26 protein-coding genes are annotated in these 19,256 nt (G+C 68.2%); 24 read left to right on the top strand and 2 right to left on the bottom strand.

Annotation, left to right across the window (positions count from 1 at the left end):
- Positions 1-6 precede the first annotated feature (6 nt).
- Positions 7-1,359 carry a mycofactocin dehydrogenase MftG gene (mftG, locus tag ACKOB8_RS06780; RefSeq protein ID WP_526376447.1) on the top strand — a complete coding sequence of 451 codons (1,353 nt, stop codon included), beginning with the start codon at positions 7-9 and terminating at the stop codon, positions 1,357-1,359.
- Here mftG and ACKOB8_RS06775 read toward each other — a convergent pair.
- Entirely contained in the window at positions 1,356-2,618 is a 1,263-nt protein-coding gene (locus ACKOB8_RS06775) for a cytochrome P450 (RefSeq protein ID WP_526376446.1), read from the bottom strand. The genes mftG and ACKOB8_RS06775 overlap by 4 nt on opposite strands.
- Before the next feature lie 135 nt (positions 2,619-2,753).
- On the opposite strand from ACKOB8_RS06775, the gene ACKOB8_RS06770 reads away from it, so the two are divergent.
- Complete coding sequence (locus tag ACKOB8_RS06770) at positions 2,754-4,313, top strand: carboxylesterase/lipase family protein (RefSeq protein ID WP_526376472.1); 1,560 nt, start codon at positions 2,754-2,756, stop codon at positions 4,311-4,313.
- On the opposite strand, the gene ACKOB8_RS06765 is transcribed toward ACKOB8_RS06770, so the two are convergent.
- Complete coding sequence (locus ACKOB8_RS06765) at positions 4,310-5,383, bottom strand: NAD(P)H-dependent amine dehydrogenase family protein (RefSeq protein WP_526376445.1); 1,074 nt, start codon at positions 5,381-5,383, stop codon at positions 4,310-4,312. The two genes, ACKOB8_RS06770 and ACKOB8_RS06765, sit on opposite strands and share 4 nt — an antisense overlap.
- Before the next feature lie 1,041 nt (positions 5,384-6,424).
- On the opposite strand from ACKOB8_RS06765, the gene rpsJ reads away from it, so the two are divergent.
- The 22 genes from rpsJ (at position 6,425) to rpmD (ending at position 19,243) form a co-directional block, all read left to right on the top strand.
- Complete coding sequence (gene rpsJ / locus ACKOB8_RS06760) at positions 6,425-6,730, top strand: 30S ribosomal protein S10 (RefSeq protein ID WP_003925843.1); 306 nt, start codon at positions 6,425-6,427, stop codon at positions 6,728-6,730.
- A gap of 12 nt (positions 6,731-6,742) precedes the next feature.
- On the top strand, positions 6,743-7,411 hold the full coding sequence (rplC, locus tag ACKOB8_RS06755; protein ID WP_526376444.1) for a 50S ribosomal protein L3: 669 nt from the start codon (positions 6,743-6,745) through the stop codon (positions 7,409-7,411).
- On the top strand, positions 7,411-8,115 hold the full coding sequence (gene rplD, locus ACKOB8_RS06750; RefSeq protein ID WP_526376443.1) for a 50S ribosomal protein L4: 705 nt from the start codon (positions 7,411-7,413) through the stop codon (positions 8,113-8,115). The genes rplC and rplD overlap by 1 nt, the downstream gene beginning before the upstream one ends.
- A complete protein-coding gene (gene rplW / locus ACKOB8_RS06745) occupies positions 8,115-8,417 on the top strand; it encodes a 50S ribosomal protein L23 (protein ID WP_526376442.1) in 303 nt (100 codons plus the stop codon). Before rplD ends, rplW begins: the two co-directional genes overlap by 1 nt.
- Positions 8,418-8,436: 19 nt before the next feature.
- Entirely contained in the window at positions 8,437-9,273 is an 837-nt protein-coding gene (gene rplB, locus ACKOB8_RS06740; RefSeq protein ID WP_526376441.1) for a 50S ribosomal protein L2, read from the top strand.
- A gap of 24 nt (positions 9,274-9,297) precedes the next feature.
- On the top strand, positions 9,298-9,579 hold the full coding sequence (gene rpsS, locus ACKOB8_RS06735) for a 30S ribosomal protein S19 (protein WP_010908582.1): 282 nt from the start codon (positions 9,298-9,300) through the stop codon (positions 9,577-9,579).
- 75 nt (positions 9,580-9,654) lie between these two features.
- A complete protein-coding gene (gene rplV, locus ACKOB8_RS06730) occupies positions 9,655-10,248 on the top strand; it encodes a 50S ribosomal protein L22 (RefSeq protein ID WP_526376440.1) in 594 nt (197 codons plus the stop codon).
- Positions 10,248-11,117 carry a 30S ribosomal protein S3 gene (gene rpsC, locus ACKOB8_RS06725; protein WP_526376439.1) on the top strand — a complete coding sequence of 290 codons (870 nt, stop codon included), beginning with the start codon at positions 10,248-10,250 and terminating at the stop codon, positions 11,115-11,117. Before rplV ends, rpsC begins: the two co-directional genes overlap by 1 nt.
- Positions 11,117-11,533, top strand: coding sequence for a 50S ribosomal protein L16 (gene rplP / locus ACKOB8_RS06720; protein WP_526376438.1), 417 nt, complete (start codon positions 11,117-11,119; stop codon positions 11,531-11,533). The genes rpsC and rplP overlap by 1 nt, the downstream gene beginning before the upstream one ends.
- On the top strand, positions 11,533-11,766 hold the full coding sequence (rpmC, locus tag ACKOB8_RS06715; protein ID WP_526376437.1) for a 50S ribosomal protein L29: 234 nt from the start codon (positions 11,533-11,535) through the stop codon (positions 11,764-11,766). The genes rplP and rpmC overlap by 1 nt, the downstream gene beginning before the upstream one ends.
- On the top strand, positions 11,766-12,083 hold the full coding sequence (rpsQ, locus tag ACKOB8_RS06710; RefSeq protein ID WP_526376436.1) for a 30S ribosomal protein S17: 318 nt from the start codon (positions 11,766-11,768) through the stop codon (positions 12,081-12,083). Before rpmC ends, rpsQ begins: the two co-directional genes overlap by 1 nt.
- Before the next feature lie 23 nt (positions 12,084-12,106).
- The gene (locus ACKOB8_RS06705) at positions 12,107-14,455 is read left to right on the top strand and encodes an arylsulfatase (protein ID WP_526376435.1); all 2,349 of its coding nucleotides are present in this window, start codon (positions 12,107-12,109) and stop codon (positions 14,453-14,455) included.
- 3 nt (positions 14,456-14,458) lie between these two features.
- The gene (locus ACKOB8_RS06700) at positions 14,459-15,337 is read left to right on the top strand and encodes a formylglycine-generating enzyme family protein (RefSeq protein WP_526376434.1); all 879 of its coding nucleotides are present in this window, start codon (positions 14,459-14,461) and stop codon (positions 15,335-15,337) included.
- Between the two features lie 169 nt (positions 15,338-15,506).
- Complete coding sequence (gene rplN, locus ACKOB8_RS06695) at positions 15,507-15,875, top strand: 50S ribosomal protein L14 (RefSeq protein WP_526247488.1); 369 nt, start codon at positions 15,507-15,509, stop codon at positions 15,873-15,875.
- Positions 15,876-16,196, top strand: a complete 321-nt coding sequence (rplX, locus tag ACKOB8_RS06690; RefSeq protein ID WP_526376433.1) for a 50S ribosomal protein L24 — start codon at positions 15,876-15,878, stop codon at positions 16,194-16,196.
- A complete protein-coding gene (gene rplE / locus ACKOB8_RS06685; RefSeq protein WP_526376432.1) occupies positions 16,193-16,762 on the top strand; it encodes a 50S ribosomal protein L5 in 570 nt (189 codons plus the stop codon). The genes rplX and rplE overlap by 4 nt, the downstream gene beginning before the upstream one ends.
- 4 nt (positions 16,763-16,766) lie before the next feature.
- Positions 16,767-16,952 (top strand): type Z 30S ribosomal protein S14, encoded by a 186-nt coding sequence (locus ACKOB8_RS06680; protein ID WP_526376431.1) that lies wholly within the window; start codon positions 16,767-16,769, stop codon positions 16,950-16,952.
- 15 nt (positions 16,953-16,967) lie between these two features.
- Positions 16,968-17,366, top strand: a complete 399-nt coding sequence (gene rpsH, locus ACKOB8_RS06675; protein ID WP_526376430.1) for a 30S ribosomal protein S8 — start codon at positions 16,968-16,970, stop codon at positions 17,364-17,366.
- Between the two features lie 13 nt (positions 17,367-17,379).
- Positions 17,380-17,919: a 50S ribosomal protein L6 gene (gene rplF, locus ACKOB8_RS06670; protein WP_526376429.1), complete on the top strand. Its 540-nt coding sequence runs from the start codon at positions 17,380-17,382 to the stop codon at positions 17,917-17,919.
- 2 nt (positions 17,920-17,921) lie between these two features.
- Positions 17,922-18,326, top strand: a complete 405-nt coding sequence (gene rplR / locus ACKOB8_RS06665) for a 50S ribosomal protein L18 (protein WP_526376428.1) — start codon at positions 17,922-17,924, stop codon at positions 18,324-18,326.
- Positions 18,326-19,060, top strand: a complete 735-nt coding sequence (gene rpsE, locus ACKOB8_RS06660; RefSeq protein ID WP_526376427.1) for a 30S ribosomal protein S5 — start codon at positions 18,326-18,328, stop codon at positions 19,058-19,060. The genes rplR and rpsE overlap by 1 nt, the downstream gene beginning before the upstream one ends.
- 3 nt (positions 19,061-19,063) lie before the next feature.
- Positions 19,064-19,243, top strand: a complete 180-nt coding sequence (gene rpmD / locus ACKOB8_RS06655; protein ID WP_526376426.1) for a 50S ribosomal protein L30 — start codon at positions 19,064-19,066, stop codon at positions 19,241-19,243.
- Positions 19,244-19,256 lie beyond the last annotated feature (13 nt).

The raw sequence follows: 19,256 nt of genomic DNA, 5'->3' as shown, positions 1-19,256 counted from the left end.
CCGCCGGTGGAGCCCGCCGATGTCGTCATCATCGGCGCGGGCAGTGCGGGATCGGTTCTGGCCGAACGGCTTTCAGCCGATCCGGGCCGCCGGGTCAGGGTGCTGGAGTCCGGCCCGGGACCCGACGATCCCGCGGTGCGGGCCTTGACCGCGGATGCGACGGCGCTGCCGATCGGCGCGGACAGTCCGGTCGTGCGGCATTACCGCACGTCGCTGACCGATCAGCCGCCACGACCGGCCGACATCGTCCGTGGCGAGTGCGTCGGGGGCTCCGGGGCGGTCAACGGCGGCTACTTCTGCCGTGCGCTGCGGGCGGACCTCGGGTGGGCACCGGGCTGGTCGTGGACCGATGTCGAGGAGCATTACCGCGCCGTGGAGAACCGGGTCGGGATTCGGCGGGTGGACGCACTGCGCGGGCCCACCGCGGCGTTCGCCGATGCGGCCCGTGAGGCCGGCTACCGGTGGCTGCCCGACCTCAACGCCGACGAGGTCACCGCGAACGGCCCGCCGGGCGTCGGGGCGGTGCCGCTCAACATCGTCGACGGCACGCGCAGGGGCCCGGGGGCGGCCTTCCTGGTTCCAGCGCTGCACCGGCCGAACCTGACCGTTCACGCCGGTACCCGGGTGACCCGCGTACACGTCGTCGGTGGACGGGCGGTCGGGGTGGATGCCGTCGGTCCGGACGGCCCGGTGCGACTGCCCGCCGATCGGGTGGTGCTCTGCGCCGGGGCCCTCGGGTCGGCGCACCTGCTGATGCTCTCGGGGATCGGACCGGTCGCGGTACTGCGCACCTGCGGTGTTGATCCGGTAGCCGATCTGCCGGTCGGGTGCGGTGTCTGGGATCACCCGGAGTGGCTGCTGGACACCGGTTGGGACGGCCTTGCCGACCACCCGGTGCTCGAGGTGGTGCTGGTCAGCGACGGTGTGGAGATCCGGCCCTACACCCGGGGATTCGGTGCGGGCCGCCCGCAGATCGGGGTCGCGCTGATGCGCCCGCGTTCGCGCGGCCGGGTGTCACTGGCTTCGGCCGACCCCGCGGTGCCGCCGCGTATCGAACACCGCTACGACAGCGAACCGGCCGACGCCGCCGCCCTCGCCGTGGGCTGCGCCGAGCTCGCCGACATGCTCTCGGGTGTCACCGAACTCGGTGAGCCGGTGTGGTCGACGTCGCAGCACCTGTGCGGCTCCGCGCCGATGGGACCCGACGACGATGAACGTTCGGTCGTCGACGAGCAGTGTCGGGTCCGCGGGATCGAGGGGCTGTGGGTCATCGACGGCTCGGTGCTGCCCGGGACGCTGGCGCGCGGACCGCACGCCACCGTCGCGATGCTGGCCCACCGGGCCGCGGAATTCGTCTAGCGGATCTCATACCGGATCGGCAGATGCTTGAGACCGCCGACGAAGGTGGTCGCCACGTACTCGGGCTCCCCGGCCAGTTCGATGGACGTGATCCGGGGCACCAGCTCGGTGAAGAAGCTGTTCATCTCCATCCGGGCCAGTGCCGCGCCGAGGCAGAAGTGGACCCCGTAGCCGAAGGACAGGTGCTTGTTGGGGTCGCGACCGACGTCGAAGCGGAAGGGATCGGTGAAGACGTCCTCGTCGCGGTTGGCCGACACGTAGGACAGCAGCACCGACTCGCCCCTGGCGATCGGCACCCCGCGTACCTCGGTATCGCTTTGGGCGGTGCGCATGAACTCCTTGACCGGCACGACCCAGCGGATCATCTCCTCGACGGCGGTGCCCATCAGGCCGGGATTCTTCTTCAGCCGGTCCAGCTCGCCCGGGTTCTCCAGCAGCGCCAACAGCCCGCCGGCGATACCCGCGCTGGTGGTGTCGTGGCCCGCGCTGGCCACGATCACGTAGTAGGAGGTGGTGTCCATGTCCGACAGCGGCTGGCCGTCGATCTTCGCGTTGGCGATCGCCGAGGCGAGGTCCTCCGTCGGGTGCTCGCGGCGGGACGCGGTGAGCGCGGCGAAGTAGTTGAAGAAGTCCAGCAGCACCGCCAGGATGTCGTCGAGCGAGTTGCCGCGTTGCAGTTCGGCATCGTCACCGCCGAACATCTCCTGGGTCAGCTTGAGCATGCGGGGGAAATCCGATTCCGGCAGGCCCAGCAGCGACAGGATCACGTACAGCGGGTAGTTGACGGCCACCTCCTGCACGAAGTCGCACTCGGGGCCTTTCTCCACCATCTTGTCGACGTAGATCTTGGCCAGCTCGTCGACGCGGACCTTGAGATCCCGCATGGCTTTCGGCCGGAACCAGTCCGCCCCGATCTTGCGGATGTCGCGGTGCAGCGGATCGTCCATGTGGATCAGCGTGCGCAGCCCGATGCCGGCCTTCATCTGTTCCAGCAGCACGTCCTCGGCTTCGGCGATCTGCAGCAGCGGTCTCGGGAAGTTGGTGAAAAGGTCGTTCTGCCGTTCGATGTTCATCACGTCGGCGTGTTTGGTGATCGCCCAGAACGGCCGGTACCCGGTGGCCTCCACCCAGGACACCGGGGCGGTGGCGCGCAGATGGGTGAGCGCCTCGTGCAGCCCCGCCTCGTCGGTGTAGGCCTGCGGGTTGGCCAGCGCCCGTGCGGCCGGGTCGGAGATCCGGTGGTCGGTCTGAGTGCTCAACGTTGATCCTCCCTGAGCTTGACGGGTGTCAGTTTTCCAGTGTGCACGGCGAACGGGCCGGAAATCGAGGGTATTAGGTCACGCGAAGTAGGCTCGCACCCCGTGCCGCCTTTCCGCGCCGGAAGCGCGCTGCTGATGGCGGTGACGGTGCTGGCCGGATGCGCCGGCGGCCCGCCCGAGACGGCGGTCGACCCGGTCGTGGTCGCCACGGAGAGCGGCCCGGTGCGCGGCAGTGCCGGACCCGGATTCCGGGTGTTCCGCGCCATCCCCTACGCGGCGAGTGCGGCCGGTCCGCTGCGCTGGCGCGCACCGGAGCGTCCCGCGCGCTGGACGGCGGTCCGCGATGCCACCCGACCCGGCCCGCGCTGCATTCAGGACACCCGTGTCGATCCGGACTACGGGCTGCCGACCAGCGAGGATTGCCTGAGCCTGACGTTGTGGACTCCCGACGCCGCGGCACCCGGCTCGCCGCGCCCGGTCATGGTCTGGTTCCACGGCGGCGGTTTCCTCAACGGCAGCTCCGATCTGTACGACGCCCGCCGGCTGGCCACCCGCGGCGGCATCGTCGTGGTGACCGTGAACTACCGGCTGGGTGCCCTGGGTTTCCTGGCGCACCCGGCGCTGGCGGTTGCCGGCTCCGGAGCCGGGCCCGGCAACTCTGAGCCCGGCAACTACGGTCTGGCCGACCAGCAGGCCGCGCTGCGCTGGGTGCGCGACAACATCGCCGGCTTCGGCGGTGACCCCGGCCGGGTCACCATCGCCGGCGAGTCGGCCGGCGCGATCTCGGTGTGCGACCACCTGGTCGCCCCGGAGTCGGGCGGGCTCTTCCGGGCGGCGATCATGCAGAGCGGCCCGTGCCAAGCCCAGGCGGATCTGGCCAGCGCGGAATCGGTCAGCCTGGATTACGCGGCCGGAGTCGGATGCCCCGAGCCGCTCTCGGCCCGAAGGTGCCTGTCCGCGTTGCCCGCCGACCGGTTGCGGGACGGGCCGGCGTATGTGCGTTTCGGGGCGAACCTTCTCAGCGGCCCGGTGACCGGAACCCCGCGACTGCCGGTCTCGCCGGCCGATGCCGCCGCCCGCGGCACCGCCGCGCGGGTGCCGGTGCTGATCGGCACCACCACCGACGAGTTCACGCTGTTCGTCGCGCTGTCCTATCTGCGCAACCGGCGGCTGGACCCCTATCCCCGGCTGCTGGCCGACACCTTCGGCTCGGAAGCCGCGGCGGTGGCCGCGCACTACCCGCCGGAACTCTTCGGCGGCAACGTCGGCCTCGCCTACGCGACGGCGGTCACCGACGGGGTCTTCGCCTGCCCCGTCGATGCCGTCGCCGTCGGGCTGGCCCGCCACGCGCGCGTCTACGCCTTCGAGTTCAACGACCGCTCCGCTCCTGCGCCCGAACCGTTCCGCGAGGTCCCGGTGCCGATCGGAGCGGCCCACGGTCTGGAACTGCGCTACCTGTTCGACATGGGTGGCGCCCCGGCGCTCGATGCCGCCCAGTGGCAACTCGCCGACCAGATGGTCGACTCCTGGAGCCGGTTCGTCGCCACCGGAAGCCCCGGCTCACCCGGCACCGCGGAGTGGCCGCCGCTTGGGCCCGACGATCCTCGGCGGATGTCGCTGCAGACCGGCGGACTCGCCGTTACCGCGGACTTCGCCGCACGGCACCGCTGCGACTTCTGGGATTCCCGCGGCTAGATCCGAGCCAGGTGCGGTGCGGCGCGGCCGGAGATCAGCGGCAGGTCCAGATAGGTCTTGATGCCCGGCTGGGCCTCGCAGACGAACGGGATGGCGCTGACGCAGTGGTTGGCGGTGGCCACCACACCGGGATTGCGGATCAGCCCCTCGGCCACCGACTCCGGCTGCAGACCCTTGAACGTCAGCAGCACATGCGGGTCGCCGGTGATCTCCACCTCGAAGCGCTCGCCCTGCTCGCCCAGCGTCCACGGCGGGTCGAGGTCGACCTCGCACATCAGCCAGTTGACCGCCGCGGTGACCACCGGCTGGTCGTTGACGAGGGCTTCCCAGCGGAATCGCCGGGCCGCCACCGTGCCGGGCTCCATCGGCACGATCAGCGCGTCGCTGCCGCTGACGGCGAGCGCGATCTCCTGGGTGGATCGGATGCGCGGCTCGGCGTCGAACCCCAACCGGTCGGACACCATGCGCACCGAGGCCTTGAATCCCGCCTCGAGCAGGGCGGCGATGGGTCCGTTCATGGCCCGTTCGGGGGTCAGGCCGAAGCCCATCACCTCCCGCACCACCAGCGGGGCGTTGTAGGTGCGCAGATCGGAGAACTCCTCGGCGCGCACATGGGTGATCGCCGAGGACAGTGCTGAAACCATCAGCGGGAAGCGTTCGGTGATGCCCCCGGGGTGGATGCCGGTGCCGTGCAGGGTCACCCCGCCGTCGCGGCAGGCTTGCTCAACGGCCTGCACGGCGGGGTTCTGCCGGTCCGGATAGACCCACCCGACGGGGGTGACGATGTTCTTGCCCGAGCGCAGGATTCGCTTGACCACGTCTTCGTCGGGCAGCAGCGGCGAGTACATGACGCAGTCGGCGTCCGCTGCCAGCAGAGCGTCGATGTCGGTGGTGGCCGTCACCCCGACCGGCTTCTCGCCGGCCAACTCGCCGGCGTCGCGCCCGTCCTTGTCCGCGCTGTGCACCCAGCACCCGACCAGTTCGAGCTGCGGATGGTTCAGCACGCCCTGGATGGCGGCCCTGCCCACGCCGCCGGTGGCCCACTGAATGACTTTGATGGCCCTGTTCATGGTGGCTCCGATCCACCGGCCACGCTATCGGGCTTTATCGGAGGAGGGGGACGAAGGGATGTGATCCGGGGACGATCCGGCACGAAGCCCCGGCACGATGCGTTCGTGCCGGGGCTTCGCCGGGGTTGGGGGCACCGGAGATCAGTGCGTGCCGCCATGCTTGCCGGAGCCGCGGTTGCCCGAGTGGTCCGAGCCGCCATGGCCCGCGTTGCCCGAGCCGTTCTGGTTCGCGTGAGCCGGCTTGGCCGATGCGGCCGGGGCCTGCTTCGCGGGAGCGGGAGCAGCCTTCGCCGGAGCCGCCGGAGCCGCCGGAGCCGCCGGAGCGGGAGCAGCCTTCGCCGGAGCTGCCGGAGCAGCGGGGGCAGGCTTAATCGGCGTCGGCATAGCGGGAGCGGGCCTCGGCGCCGGGGCCGCCGGAGCCGCCGGAGCCGCGGGGGCAGCCGGAGCCGCGGGGGCAGCAGGAGCCGCGGGGGCCGCCGGGGCGGCCTGGCTCACCCCGGCGAGGCCGAGTGAGCCGCCGATGACGAGGCTGGCCGAGATCACGGCCTGACCCAGGTAACGGGTGATCGTGCGGGTGCGGGTGCGGGTGCTGGTGTTGGTGCTCATGGGATTTCCTTCCTCAGTTAGTGGATACCGATCGTGCTCACGCCGGGGGATTCAGCTGTTTTCCGGCGATGTCTCCACGGTGTCAGCGATCCGCGATGCCGTCTGTCGGCGGAAAAACCCCCTCGGTCGATGAATTCGCTGTCCTGCTGTCGCAGGACAAGTGGGCGGATTTGGCTCGGGCCGAGGTCGTCAGGCATACTGTGGCGATCGTCTTGGTCCGGGTTCGCGCCCGAGCGGCAAGACGTACGACCAGCGCCAACACCGGCGCGTCCGGTCCCCACCTCGAGCGGGTTTTTCCCGAAGTCGAGGCTTGCGCGCGGGCGACACACCCGAACGCGGGGTCCGGAGGACCACGACAGGTGAACAGCGGCAGCAGCATGCGAGGCCCGGATCTCGACGTCCGGGCCCCGAACCCAGCAGGAAAGTAGGAGAAGCGTGGCGGGACAGAAGATCCGCATCAGGCTCAAGGCCTACGACCACGAGGCTATCGACGCTTCGGCGCGGAAGATCGTGGAGACGGTGACCCGCACCGGTGCGAGCGTGGTGGGTCCGGTGCCGCTGCCGACCGAGAAGAATATCTATTGCGTCATCCGCTCCCCGCACAAGTACAAGGACTCGCGGGAGCACTTCGAGATGCGCACCCACAAGCGGCTCATCGACATCCTCGACCCGACGCCGAAGACGGTTGACGCGCTGATGCGCATCGACCTGCCGGCCAGTGTCGACGTGAATATCCAGTAGGAGTCGGAGCACATGGCACCCTCGAGCAAACCAAGGCGCGGCATCCTCGGCACCAAGCTGGGAATGACCCAGGTCTTCGACGAGAACAATCGCGTCGTACCGGTGACGGTCGTCAAGGCCGGCCCCAATGTCGTGACCCGCATCCGCACCCCCGAGAAAGACGGCTACAGCGCCGTGCAGCTCGCCTATGGCGAGATCAGCCCGCGCAAGGTGAACAAGCCGCTGAGCGGGCAGTACGCCGCCTCCGGCGTCAATCCCCGCCGGCACCTCGCCGAGTTGCGACTCGACGACGAGGCTGCAGCCGCCGAGTACGAAGTCGGTCAGGAGCTCAAGGCCGACATCTTCGCCGAGGGCAGCTATGTCGACGTGACCGGGACCTCCAAGGGCAAGGGCTACGCCGGCACGATGAAGCGCCACGGATTCCGCGGCCAGGGCGCCGCGCACGGCGCCCAGGCGGTGCACCGTCGGCCCGGGTCGATCGGCGGATGCTCCACGCCCGGGCGGGTGTTCAAGGGCACCCGCATGTCCGGGCGGATGGGCAACGACCGCGTGACGACCCAGAACCTGCTGGTGCACAAGGTCGATACAGACAAAGGCGTGCTGCTGATCAAGGGCGCGATTCCCGGCCGGACCGGCAGCCTGGTGATGGTCCGCACCGCGGTCAAGCGAGGTGAGAAGTGATGGCTTCCAGCAACTCCGGCGGCCTGACGTTGCAGGTCCAGACCCCCGACGGCAAGAAGAGCGGGACCGTGGATCTGCCCGCCGATCTGTTCGACGTCGAACCCAACATCGCGCTGATGCATCAGGTGGTGACCGCGCAGCTGGCGGCAGCCCGGCAGGGTACCCACTCGACGAAGACGCGCGGGGAGGTCCGCGGCGGCGGCAAGAAGCCCTACCGGCAGAAAGGCACCGGCCGGGCCCGCCAGGGTTCGATCCGGGCGCCGCAGTTCAAAGGTGGCGGCGCGGTTTTCGGGCCCAAGCCGCGTGACTACTCCCAGCGGACCCCGAAGAAGATGATCGCCGCGGCCCTGCGCGGCGCGTTGTCCGACCGGGCCCGCAACCAGCGGATCCATGCCGTGACCGAACTCGTCAGCGGGCAGACCCCGTCGACCAAGAGCGCCAAGGCGTTCCTCGGAAAGCTCACCGACCGCCCCAAGATTCTCGTGGTGATCGGTCGTGCCGACGAGGTCGGCGCGAAGAGCGTGCGCAACCTGCCGGGTGTGCACCTGGTCGCTCCCGACCAGCTCAACACCTACGACGTTCTCAATGCCGACGACGTCGTGTTCAGCGTGGAGGCTCTGACCTCTTATATCGAGCACAATTCCGGGACTGCGGCCGGCTCGGCCGGCGAGCCGGATCTTGAGGCAGCGGAGGTGTCGGCCTGATGACGAACGTGACCGATCCCCGCGACATCATCATCGCTCCGGTGATCTCGGAGAAGACCTACGCCCTGCTCGAAGAGAACGTCTATACGTTCCTGGTTCATCCGGACTCGAATAAGACGCAGATCAAGATCGCCATCGAGAAGATCTTCGCGGTCAAGGTCGATTCGGTGAACACCGCCAACCGAAAGGGCAAGCGCAAGCGCACCCGGCTCGGCTACGGCAAGCGCAAGGACACCAAGCGGGCCATCGTGACACTGTCGCCCGAGAGCAAGCCGATCGACATCTTCGGAGCACCGGCGTAGCCGGCAGAAGGACTGGATCATGGGAATTCGCAAGTACAAGCCGACGACCCCGGGTCGTCGCGGCTCCAGCGTGTCCGACTTCGCCGAGATCACCCGGTCGACCCCGGAGAAGTCGCTCGTCCGGCCGCTGCACAGCACCGGCGGGCGCAATGCGCACGGCCGGATCACCACCCGCCATCGGGGCGGTGGCCACAAGCGCGCCTATCGGGTGATCGACTTCCGCCGCAACGACAAGGACGGCGTGAACGCCAAGGTCGCCCACATCGAGTACGACCCGAACCGCACCGCCAACATCGCCTTGCTGCACTACCTCGATGGCACCAAGCGCTACATCATCGCCCCGCAGGGCCTGTCCCAGGGCGATGTCGTGGAGTCGGGTCCCAACGCTGACATCAAGCCGGGCAACAATCTTCCGCTTCGCAACATCCCGGCCGGCACCCTGGTGCATGCGGTCGAATTGCGGCCGGGCGGTGGTGCGAAACTGGCCCGCTCGGCCGGGGCCAGCATCCAGCTGCTCGGCAAGGAGGGCGCCTACGCCGCGCTGCGGATGCCGTCCGGCGAGATCCGTCGCGTCGACGTCCGCTGCCGCGCGACCGTCGGTGAGGTCGGCAACGCCGAACAGGCCAACATCAACTGGGGCAAAGCCGGCCGCATGCGGTGGAAGGGCAAGCGCCCCAGCGTCCGCGGTGTGGTGATGAATCCCGTGGACCATCCGCACGGTGGTGGCGAGGGCAAGACCTCGGGTGGTCGCCACCCGGTCAGTCCGTGGGGCAAGCCCGAGGGCCGTACCCGCAAGCGTAAGAAGCAGAGCGACAAGCTCATCGTCCGTCGCCGGCGCACCGGCAAGAAGCGCTAGGCCGCCGGGAAGGAGTGAACAGCGATGCCCCGTAGTCTCAAAAAGGGTCCGTTCGTCGACGACCATCTGCTCAAGAAGGTCGACGTCCAGAACGAGAAGAACACCAAGCAGGTCATCAAGACCTGGTCACGCCGTTCGACGATCATTCCCGACTTCATCGGGCACACCTTCGCCGTCCACGACGGCCGCAAGCACGTGCCGGTCTTCGTCACCGAAGCGATGGTCGGACACAAGCTCGGCGAGTTCGCGCCGACCCGCACCTTCAAGGGCCACATCAAGGACGACCGGAAGGCGAAGCGGCGATGAACGCAGTGAATGCCGCAATTAAGGAGAAGCGGCGATGAACGCAGTGAATGCCGCGATTCGGAAGCGGCGGTAACCATGACTACAGCGACTGTTTCCGAGTTCCCCACCGTCACCGCCAAGGCGCGCTTCGTGCGCGTCTCGGCGTCGAAAGCGCGCCGGGTCATCGACCTGGTGCGCGGTAAGTCGGTTGAGGAGGCGCTCGACATCCTGCGGTGGGCCCCGCAGGCGGCCAGCGACCCGGTGGCCAAGGTGATCGCCAGCGCGGCCGCCAACGCCCAGAACAACAGCGGTCTGGACCCGCGCACCCTGGTCGTCGCGTCGGTCTACGCCGACGAGGGGCCCACCGCCAAGCGAATCAGGCCCCGCGCGCAGGGTCGGGCCTACCGAATCCGCAAGCGCACCAGCCACATCACGGTCGTGGTGGAGAGCCGTCCGCCTCGCGACCAGCGGGCCACACCATCGACTCGCTCGCGTCGGGCGCAGGCCAGCAAGGCGGTCGCCGGTGCCGGAACCGCTCCGGCCAAGAAGGCACCCGTCAAGAAGGCCACCGCCGCCAAGGCGCCGGCCAAGAAGGCTCCTGCGAAGAAGGCCGTGAAGAAAGCCACCCCGAAGAAGGCGGCTCCCGAATCGGCCGAAGCTTCCGAAGAATCGAAGGGAGGCTCGCAGTAGTGGGCCAGAAGATCAATCCGCACGGATTTCGGCTGGGCATCACCACCGACTGGAAGTCGCGGTGGTTCGCCGACAAGCAGTACGCCGAGTACGTCAAAGAAGATGTCGCCATCCGCCGATTGCTGGCGGCCGGGCTGGAACGGGCCGGGATCGCCGACGTCGAGATCGAGAGGACTCGCGACAGGGTCCGCGTCGACATCCACACCGCCCGCCCGGGCATCGTGATCGGACGGCGCGGCACTGAGGCTGACCGCATCCGCGCCGACCTCGAGAAACTCACCGGCAAGCAGGTTCAGCTGAACATCCTCGAGGTCAAGAACCCCGAATCGCAGGCCCAGCTGGTCGCCCAGGGGGTCGCCGAGCAGCTGAGCAACCGCGTCGCGTTCCGCCGTGCGATGCGCAAGGCCATTCAGTCCGCCATGCGTCAGCCCCATGTCAAGGGCATCAGGGTGCAGTGCTCGGGTCGCCTCGGCGGCGCGGAGATGAGCCGCTCGGAGTTCTACCGCGAGGGTCGGGTGCCGCTGCACACGTTGCGCGCCGACATCGACTACGGCCTCTACGAGGCCAAGACAACCTTCGGCCGCATCGGCGTGAAGGTCTGGATCTACAAGGGCGACGTCGTCGGCGGCAAGCGTGAACTGGCCTCGGCAGCGCCCTCGGCCGACCGCGCCCGTCGGGATCGTCCGTCCGGGACCCGCCCGCGCCGCAGTGGTGCGTCCGGCACGACCGCGACGAGCACCGAGGCCGGCCGCGCCGCAACGGGCCTTGAGGACGCACCGGCCGACGTTGGCGATGTTGCGGACGTCGTGGCGCCGGAGTCCGGACCGGCCCCGGAGTCGACCGGGGCGTCAACAGAGGGAGCGCAGTGATGTTGATTCCGCGCAAGGTCAAGCACCGCAAACAGCACCACCCGAAGCAGCGCGGAGTGGCCAGCGGCGGCACCAGTGTGTCGTTCGGCGACTACGGCATCCAGGCGCTGGAACACGCCTACGTGACCAACCGCCAGATCGAGTCGGCGCGTATCGCCATCAACCGTCACATCAAGCGTGGCGGCAAGGTGTGGATCAACATCTTCCCGGACCGTCCGCTGACCAAGAAGCCCGCCGAAACCCGCATGGGTTCGGGTAAGGGCTCGCCGGAGTGGTGGGTGGCCAACGTCAAGCCCGGACGGGTGCTCTTCGAGCTGAGCTACCCCGACGAGAAGATCGCCCGCGAGGCCCTGACCCGCGCGATTCACAAGCTGCCGATCAAGGCGCGCATCGTGACCCGAGAGGAGCAGTTCTGATGGCTGTAGGTGTCAGTGCAGGCGAAATGCGTGAGCTCACCGAGGAAGAGCTGACCACCAAGCTGCGCGAGTCCAAGGAAGAGCTGTTCAACCTGCGCTTCCAGATGGCGACCGGGCAGCTGGCCAACAACCGCCGGCTCCGCGTCGTCCGACAGGAGATCGCGCGGGTCTACACCGTGCTGCGCGAGCGCGAACTCGGCCTCGCTTCCGGACCCAGCGGTGAGGATGCGTGATGGCTGAGACGAAGAAGGCGGCGTCAGACGCCAAGGGAGCCAAGCACACTCCCCGGACCGAGAAGCCGCGCGGGCGTCGCAAGACGGTGATCGGCTATGTCGTGAGCGACAAGATGGAGAAGACCATCGTTGTCGAGTTGGAGTCGCGCGTGCAGCACCCCAAGTACGGCAAGATCATCCGGACGACGAAAAAGGTCAAAGCGCACGACGAGGACGGCACCGCCGGTATCGGCGACCGGGTCTCGCTGATGGAGACCCGACCGCTGTCGGCCACCAAGCGCTGGCGGCTCGTCGACATCCTCGAGAAGGCCAAGTAGTTCGGGGCTAGGGAATCCTGGTCATGGCAGAGTTCAGCGGCAAGATCGCTCTCGACATCCGCGACTCCGAACCGGACTGGGGGCCGTTCGCCGCCCCGACCGCGCCGGAGAACGCGCCCAACGTGCTCTATCTCGTGTGGGACGACGTCGGTATCGCCACCTGGGATTGCTTCGGCGGGCTGGTGGAGATGCCGGCCATGAGCCGGATCGCCGAGCGCGGTGTCCGGCTGACCCAGTTCCACACCACCGCGCTGTGCTCACCCACCCGGGCCTCGCTGCTGACCGGACGCAACGCGACGTCGGTCGGAATGGCGGTGATCGAGGAGTTCACCGAAGGTTTCCCGGGCATCAGCGGTCGGATTCCGGCGGAGACCGCGCTGATCTCCGAGGTGCTCGCCGAGCGCGGCTACAACACCTACTGCACCGGCAAGTGGCACATGACCCCGCTGGAGGAGTCCAACCTGGCCGCCACCAAGCGACACTGGCCGCTGGCCCGCGGCTTCGAACGGTTCTACGGCTTCCTCGGCGGCGAGACCGACCAGTGGTACCCGGAGCTGATCTACGACAACCACCCGGTGGAGGCGCCTGCCACCCCGGAGGACGGCTACCACCTCTCGGCGGACCTCGCCGACAAGACGATCGAGTTCATCCGCGACGCGAAAGTCGTCGCACCGGACAAGCCGTGGTTCTCCTACGTCTGCCCGGGGGCCGGGCATGCCCCCCACCACGTCTTCAAGGAGTGGGCCGATCGGTACGCCGGCCGCTTCGACATGGGTTACGAGCGCTACCGCGAGATCGTGCTGGAAAACCAGAAGAAGCTCGGCGTGGTTCCCCCTGACACCGAATTGTCGCCGATGAATCCCTACGCCGACGTCAAGGGCCCGGATGGACAGCCGTGGCCCCTGCAGGACACCGTCCGGCCCTGGGACGGATTGTCGGCTGATGAGAAGCGACTGTTCTCCCGGATGGCCGAGGTGTTTGCCGGCTTCCTGTCCTACACCGACGCGCAGATCGGTCGCATACTCGACTACCTCGACGAGTCGGGCCAGCTCGACAACACCATCATCGTGGTGATCTCCGACAACGGTGCCAGCGGCGAAGGCGGCCCGAACGGGTCGGTCAATGAGATCAAGTTCTTCAACGGATACATCGACACCGTTGAGGAGAGCCTGCGCTTCTACGATGAGCTGGGCGGACCGTCGACCTACAACCACTTTTCGATCGGCTGGGCGATGGCGTTCAACACGCCCTACAAGCTCTACAAGCGCTACGCCTCCCACGAGGGCGGCATCGCCGACACCGCGATCATCTCGTGGCCCGCCGGAATCGCCGCGCACGGTGAGTTGCGTGACAACTACGTCAGCGTCTGTGATATCACCCCCACGGTCTACGAGTTGCTGGGTATCGCCGAGCCGAAGACCGTGAAGGGAATTCCCCAGCGACCGCTGGAGGGCGTGAGTTTCACAGCCGCACTGGAGGATTCGAAAGCCAAGACCGCCAAGAAGACCCAGTTCTACACCATGCTCGGCACCCGGGGTATCTGGCACGAGGGCTGGTTCGCCAATACGGTGCACGCCGCCGCCCCATCGGGCTGGGGGCACTTCGATGCTGACCGCTGGGAGCTCTACCACATCGACGCCGATCGCAGCCAGTGCCACGATCTGGCCGGGCAGCATCCCGAGAAGCTTGAAGCGCTACAGAAGCTGTGGTTCGCCGAAGCCGACAAGTACAACGGCTTGCCGCTCGGTGATTTCAGCATCGGCGAGATCATCGGGCGGCCGCGACCGTCGCTGGCCGGCGATCGCTCCCGCTACGTCTACTACCCGCACACCGCGCAGGTCCCGCTGGGGGCGTGCGTCAATATCGCCGGCCGCTCCTTCTCGGTGCTGGCCGAGGTGGCGGTGGAGTCGGCGGACGTGCACGGCGTGCTGCTCAAACAGGGCTCCGGCCACGGCGGTTACACGCTGTTCGTCGCCGACGGTCGTTTGCACTTCGTCTACAACTTCTTCGGCGACGTGGAGCAGCAGGTGTCCGCGCCGGATCCGGTGCCGCTCGGCAACCACATCCTGGGTGTCGGGTACGTCCGCACCGGCACGGCGGAGGGCAGCGTCACACCCCTGGGCGAGGTGACCCTCTACGTGGACGGCGCCGCGGTGGCGACCGTGTCCGGCGTGAAAGCCCACCCGTTCATCTTCGGCATCGCCGGGGGCGGGGTCAGCGTCGGCCGCAATCTCGGGCAGCCGGTGTCCACGGCCTACCGGGCGCCCTTCGAGTTCAGCGGCGGCACGATCGCCCGCGTGGTCGTCGACGTGTCCGGCGAGCCCTACCTCGACGCCGAGCGCGCCCTGGCACTGGCCTTCGCCAAGGACTGAGCTGTGCTGACCGCGCTGGTCGAGGTACCCGGCGGGGTGTTTCGGATGGGGTCGACCAGGTTCTACCCGGAGGAAGCCCCGGTCCACACCGCGAGCGTGGGTGCGTTCGCGATCGAACGCCACCCGGTGACCAATGCCCAGTTCGCCGAATTCGTCGCAGCCACCGGCTACGTCACGGTCGCCGAGCGGCCGCTGGACCCGGCGCTCTATCCGGGAGTCGCGCGAGCGGACTTGGCGCCGGGTGCGCTGGTGTTCCGGCCGACCGCCGGTCCGGTGAACCTGGCCGACTGGCGGCAGTGGTGGGACTGGGCGCCCGGCGCGCACTGGCGGGAACCCTTCGGGCCCGGCAGCGACATCGCCGGAAAGCAGGACCACCCGGTCGTTCAGGTCGCCTTTTCCGACGCCGCGGCGTACGCGGACTGGGCGGGCCGGCGGCTGCCGACCGAGGCCGAATGGGAGTACGCCGCGCGGGCGGACTCCGAGTCGACCTACGGCTGGGGGGACGAGCCCCGGCCCGGCGGTGAACTGATGGCCAACACCTGGCAGGGTCGGTTTCCCTACCGCAACGACGGGGCGCTGGGCTGGGCCGGCACCTCCCCGGTCGGAGCCTTCCCGCCCAACGCGTTCGGCCTGCTGGACATGATCGGCAACGTCTGGGAGTGGACGGCGACCCGGTTTTCGGCTCACCACCTGGCCGAACCGCGCTCCGCGTGCTGCCCGGGTCCGGACCCGGACCCGGGGGTCAGCCAGACCCTCAAGGGCGGCTCGCACCTGTGCGCCCCGGAGTACTGCCACCGCTACCGCCCCCCGGCGCGTTCCCCGCAGTCCCAGGACAGTTCCACCACCCACATCGGGTTCCGCTGCGCGGTGACCAGCGGCTGACCGGATTTGGCCCTGAGCGGGGCCTCGCCTACTATGGGGAGGTTGCCTCGGGCAGACCTCGGCCGGGTGGCGTGAGCCCCCCAGCCCTGCGTGCCGGGTGACGACGACCGCGCACGGAAGTTACCTTCGGGCTGCCCGCAGGGAACTGTGCACAACCGAGGGAGATCTGGTGATCCAGCAGGAATCGCGGCTCAAGGTTGCCGACAACACCGGCGCCAAGGAGATCCTGTGCATCCGGGTTCTCGGCGGATCCTCGCGGCGCTACGCCGGCATCGGAGACGTGATCGTGGCGACTGTCAAGGACGCCATCCCCGGCGGCAACGTCAAGCGCGGCGACGTGGTCAAGGCCGTGGTGGTGCGCACCGTCAAGGAGCGCCGCCGCCCCGACGGCAGCTACATCAAGTTCGATGAGAACGCCGCCGTGATCATCAAGGCCGACAACGACCCGCGCGGTACCCGCATCTTCGGCCCGGTCGGGCGCGAGCTGCGGGAGAAGCGCTTCATGAAGATCGTCTCGCTGGCCCCGGAGGTGCTCTAGATGAAGGTCAAGAAGGGCGACACCGTCCTGGTCATCGCCGGCAAGGACAAGGGTGCCAAGGGCAAGGTGCTCCAGGCCTACCCGGACCGCAACCGGATTCTGGTCGAGGGCGTCAACCGGATCAAGAAGCACACCCCGAATTCGGCGAACGAGCGCGGCGCCTCCTCCGGGGGGATTGTCACCCAGGAGGCGTCGATCGACGTCTCCAATGTGATGGTCGTCGACTCCGACGGCAAGCCCACCCGGATCGGTCACCGCGTCGACGAGAAGACCGGCAAGAAGGTCCGCATCTCCAAGCGCAACGGTAAGGACATCTCGTGACGACCGTAGAAGCCCAGAAGGTCGCGCCGCGGCTCAAGCTGCGCTACCGCAGCGAGATCCGCGATGCCCTGCATCAGCAGTTCGAATACGCCAACGTGATGCAGATTCCCACGGTGGTCAAAGTCGTCATCAACATGGGCGTCGGTGACGCCGCCCGCGACGCGAAGCTCATCAACGGCGCGGTCAACGACCTCGCGCTGATCACCGGCCAGAAGCCGGAGATCCGCAAGGCCCGCAAGTCCATCGCCCAGTTCAAGCTGCGCGAGGGCATGCCGATCGGCGTCACGGCCACCCTGCGCGGCGACCGGATGTGGGAGTTCCTCGACCGGCTCGTCTCGATCGCGCTGCCCCGTATCCGCGACTTCCGGGGGCTCAGCCCCAAGCAGTTCGACGGCCATGGCAACTACACCTTCGGTCTCTCCGAGCAGTCGGTGTTCCACGAGATCGACGTGGACTCGATCGATCGGCCGCGGGGCATGGACATCACCGTCGTCACCTCGGCGACGACCGACGACGAGGGGCGGGCACTGTTGCGGGCCCTCGGTTTCCCCTTCAAGGAGAACTAGAGCAATGGCAAAGAAGGCACTGGTCAACAAGGCCAAGAAGAAGCCGAAGTTCGCGGTGCGGGCCTACACCCGTTGCAACAAGTGCGGTCGTCCGCACTCGGTGTACCGCAAGTTCGGTCTGTGCCGGATCTGCCTGCGCGAGATGGCGCATGCCGGGGAACTGCCCGGTGTGCAGAAGGCCAGCTGGTAGGAGGAGCAGCGCCAGATGACGATGACGGACCCGATCGCAGACTTTCTGACCCGTTTGCGCAACGCCAATTCGGCGTACCACGAAGAAGTGGCGCTGCCGCACTCGAAGATCAAGGCGAATATCGCCGAGATCCTCAAGCGCGAGGGTTACATCAGCGACTACCGCACCGAGGATGCCCGGATCGGAAAGTCGCTGATCGTCGAACTCAAGTACGGGCCGAACCGGGAGCGCAGCCTGGCCGGCCTGCGCCGGGTGTCCAAGCCCGGTCTGCGGGTGTATGCCAAGTCGACGAGCCTGCCGCGAGTGCTCGGCGGGCTGGGGGTGGCGATCATCTCCACGTCTTCGGGCTTGCTGACCGACCGCCAGGCCGCCCAGCAGGGTGTCGGCGGCGAAGTCCTGGCTTACGTGTGGTGAGAGGGATTTAGACATGTCGCGAATTGGTAAGCAGCCGGTGCCCGTCCCGTCCGGAGTGGACGTGAGCATCGACGGGCAGAAGCTGTCGGTGAAGGGCCCCAAGGGTGCCCTGGAGCTGGCGATCGCCGAGCCCATCGTGCTGTCCCGCGACGAGGACGGCGCGATCGTCGTCACCCGCCCCGACGACGAGCGGCGCAACCGCTCGCTGCACGGGCTGTCGCGCACCCTGGTCTCCAATGTCATCACCGGGGTGACCGAGGGGTACACCACGAAGATGGAGATCTTCGGCGTCGGCTATCGCGTCCAGCAGAAGGGCGGCAACCTGGAGTTCGCCCTGGGCTACAGCCATCCGGTTCTCATCGAGGCCCCCGAGGGCATCACCTTCGCGGTGGAGAGCCCGACGAAGTTTTCGATCTCGGGGATCGACAAGCAGAAGGTCGGCCAGATCTCGGCGAACATCCGGCGGTTGCGCCGCTCTGACCCCTACAAGGGCAAGGGCATCCGCTACGAAGGCGAACAGATCCGTCGCAAGGTCGGAAAGACAGGTAAGTAGGCATGGCACCCACACAGACAGCCACCGCGCACAAGCCGGTCGGCTCCAGTGCTTCGGCAACCCGGCGGGTGGCCCGGTTACGCCGTCACGCGCGGCTGCGCAAGAAGGTCGTGGGCACCGCCGAGCGGCCGCGTCTGGTGGTCAACCGCTCCTCGCGACATATCCACGTCCAGCTCGTCAATGACGAGAACGGCACGACCGTGGCCGCGGCATCGTCGATCGAGGCTGACGTTCGCGGCGTGGACGGCGACAAGAAAGCCCGCAGTGTCCGAGTCGGCCAGCTCATTGCCGAACGCGCCAAGTCGGCCGGGATCGACACCGTGGTGTTCGACCGGGGCGGCCACACCTACGGTGGGCGGATCGCGGCCCTGGCCGACGCCGCACGGGAGAACGGACTGAAATTCTGATGAACGCAGCTACCAACCCGGAGCAGACACCGACGACTGCGCCCGAAGCGGAGACGCCAGCAGCCGGCACCGCGGCAGCCGGCGGCGGCGAGAGCCGCGACGACCGGGGTTACCGCGACGGGCGCCGCCGTGACGATCGCGGCGGACGTTCCGACGGGCGCGGCGGTCGTGACGGTGACAAGAGCAACTACCTCGAGCGCGTCGTCACGATCAACCGTGTCTCGAAGGTGGTCAAGGGCGGCCGCCGGTTCAGCTTCACCGCGCTGGTCATCGTCGGTGACGGCAAGGGCATGGTCGGTGTCGGCTACGGCAAGGCCAAGGAGGTGCCCGCGGCGATCGCCAAGGGTGTCGAGGAAGCCCGCAAGAACTTCTTCCGGGTCCCCCTGATCGGCGGGACCATCACCCATCCCGTACAGGGCGAGGCGGCGGCCGGCGTGGTCATGCTGCGTCCGGCCAGCCCCGGCACCGGCGTGATCGCCGGCGGTGCGGCTCGCGCGGTGCTGGAGTGCGCCGGGGTCCACGACATCCTGGCCAAGTCGCTGGGCAGCGACAACGCGATCAACGTGGTGCATGCCACCGTCGCCGCGCTGAAGATGCTGCAGCGCCCCGAGGAGGTGGCCGCTCGCCGCGGTCTGCCCATCGAGGACGTCGCGCCGGCCGGCATGCTCCGCGCCCGCCGGGAGAGCGAAGCGCAGGCCCGGCAGGCCGTCGCGGCGACCGAAGGAAGTGCGTAACCCATGGCAGAGCTCAAGATCACCCAGGTACGCGGCACCATCGGGGCGCGCTGGAAGCAGCGTGAAACCCTGCGCACCCTGGGATTGCGCAAGATCCGCCAGTCGGTGATCCGGGAGGACAACCCCCAGACGCGCGGCCTGATCAGGGTCGTTCACCATCTCGTTGACGTCGAGGAAGTCTGAGGAGAGCAGGAAA

It is taken from the genome of Mycobacterium sp., assembly GCF_046091765.1.
Classification (GTDB): Bacteria; Actinomycetota; Actinomycetes; order Mycobacteriales; family Mycobacteriaceae; genus Mycobacterium.
The sequence above is the reverse complement of the archived record's forward strand: the minus strand, read 5'-3'. Positions and strand labels throughout refer to the sequence as shown.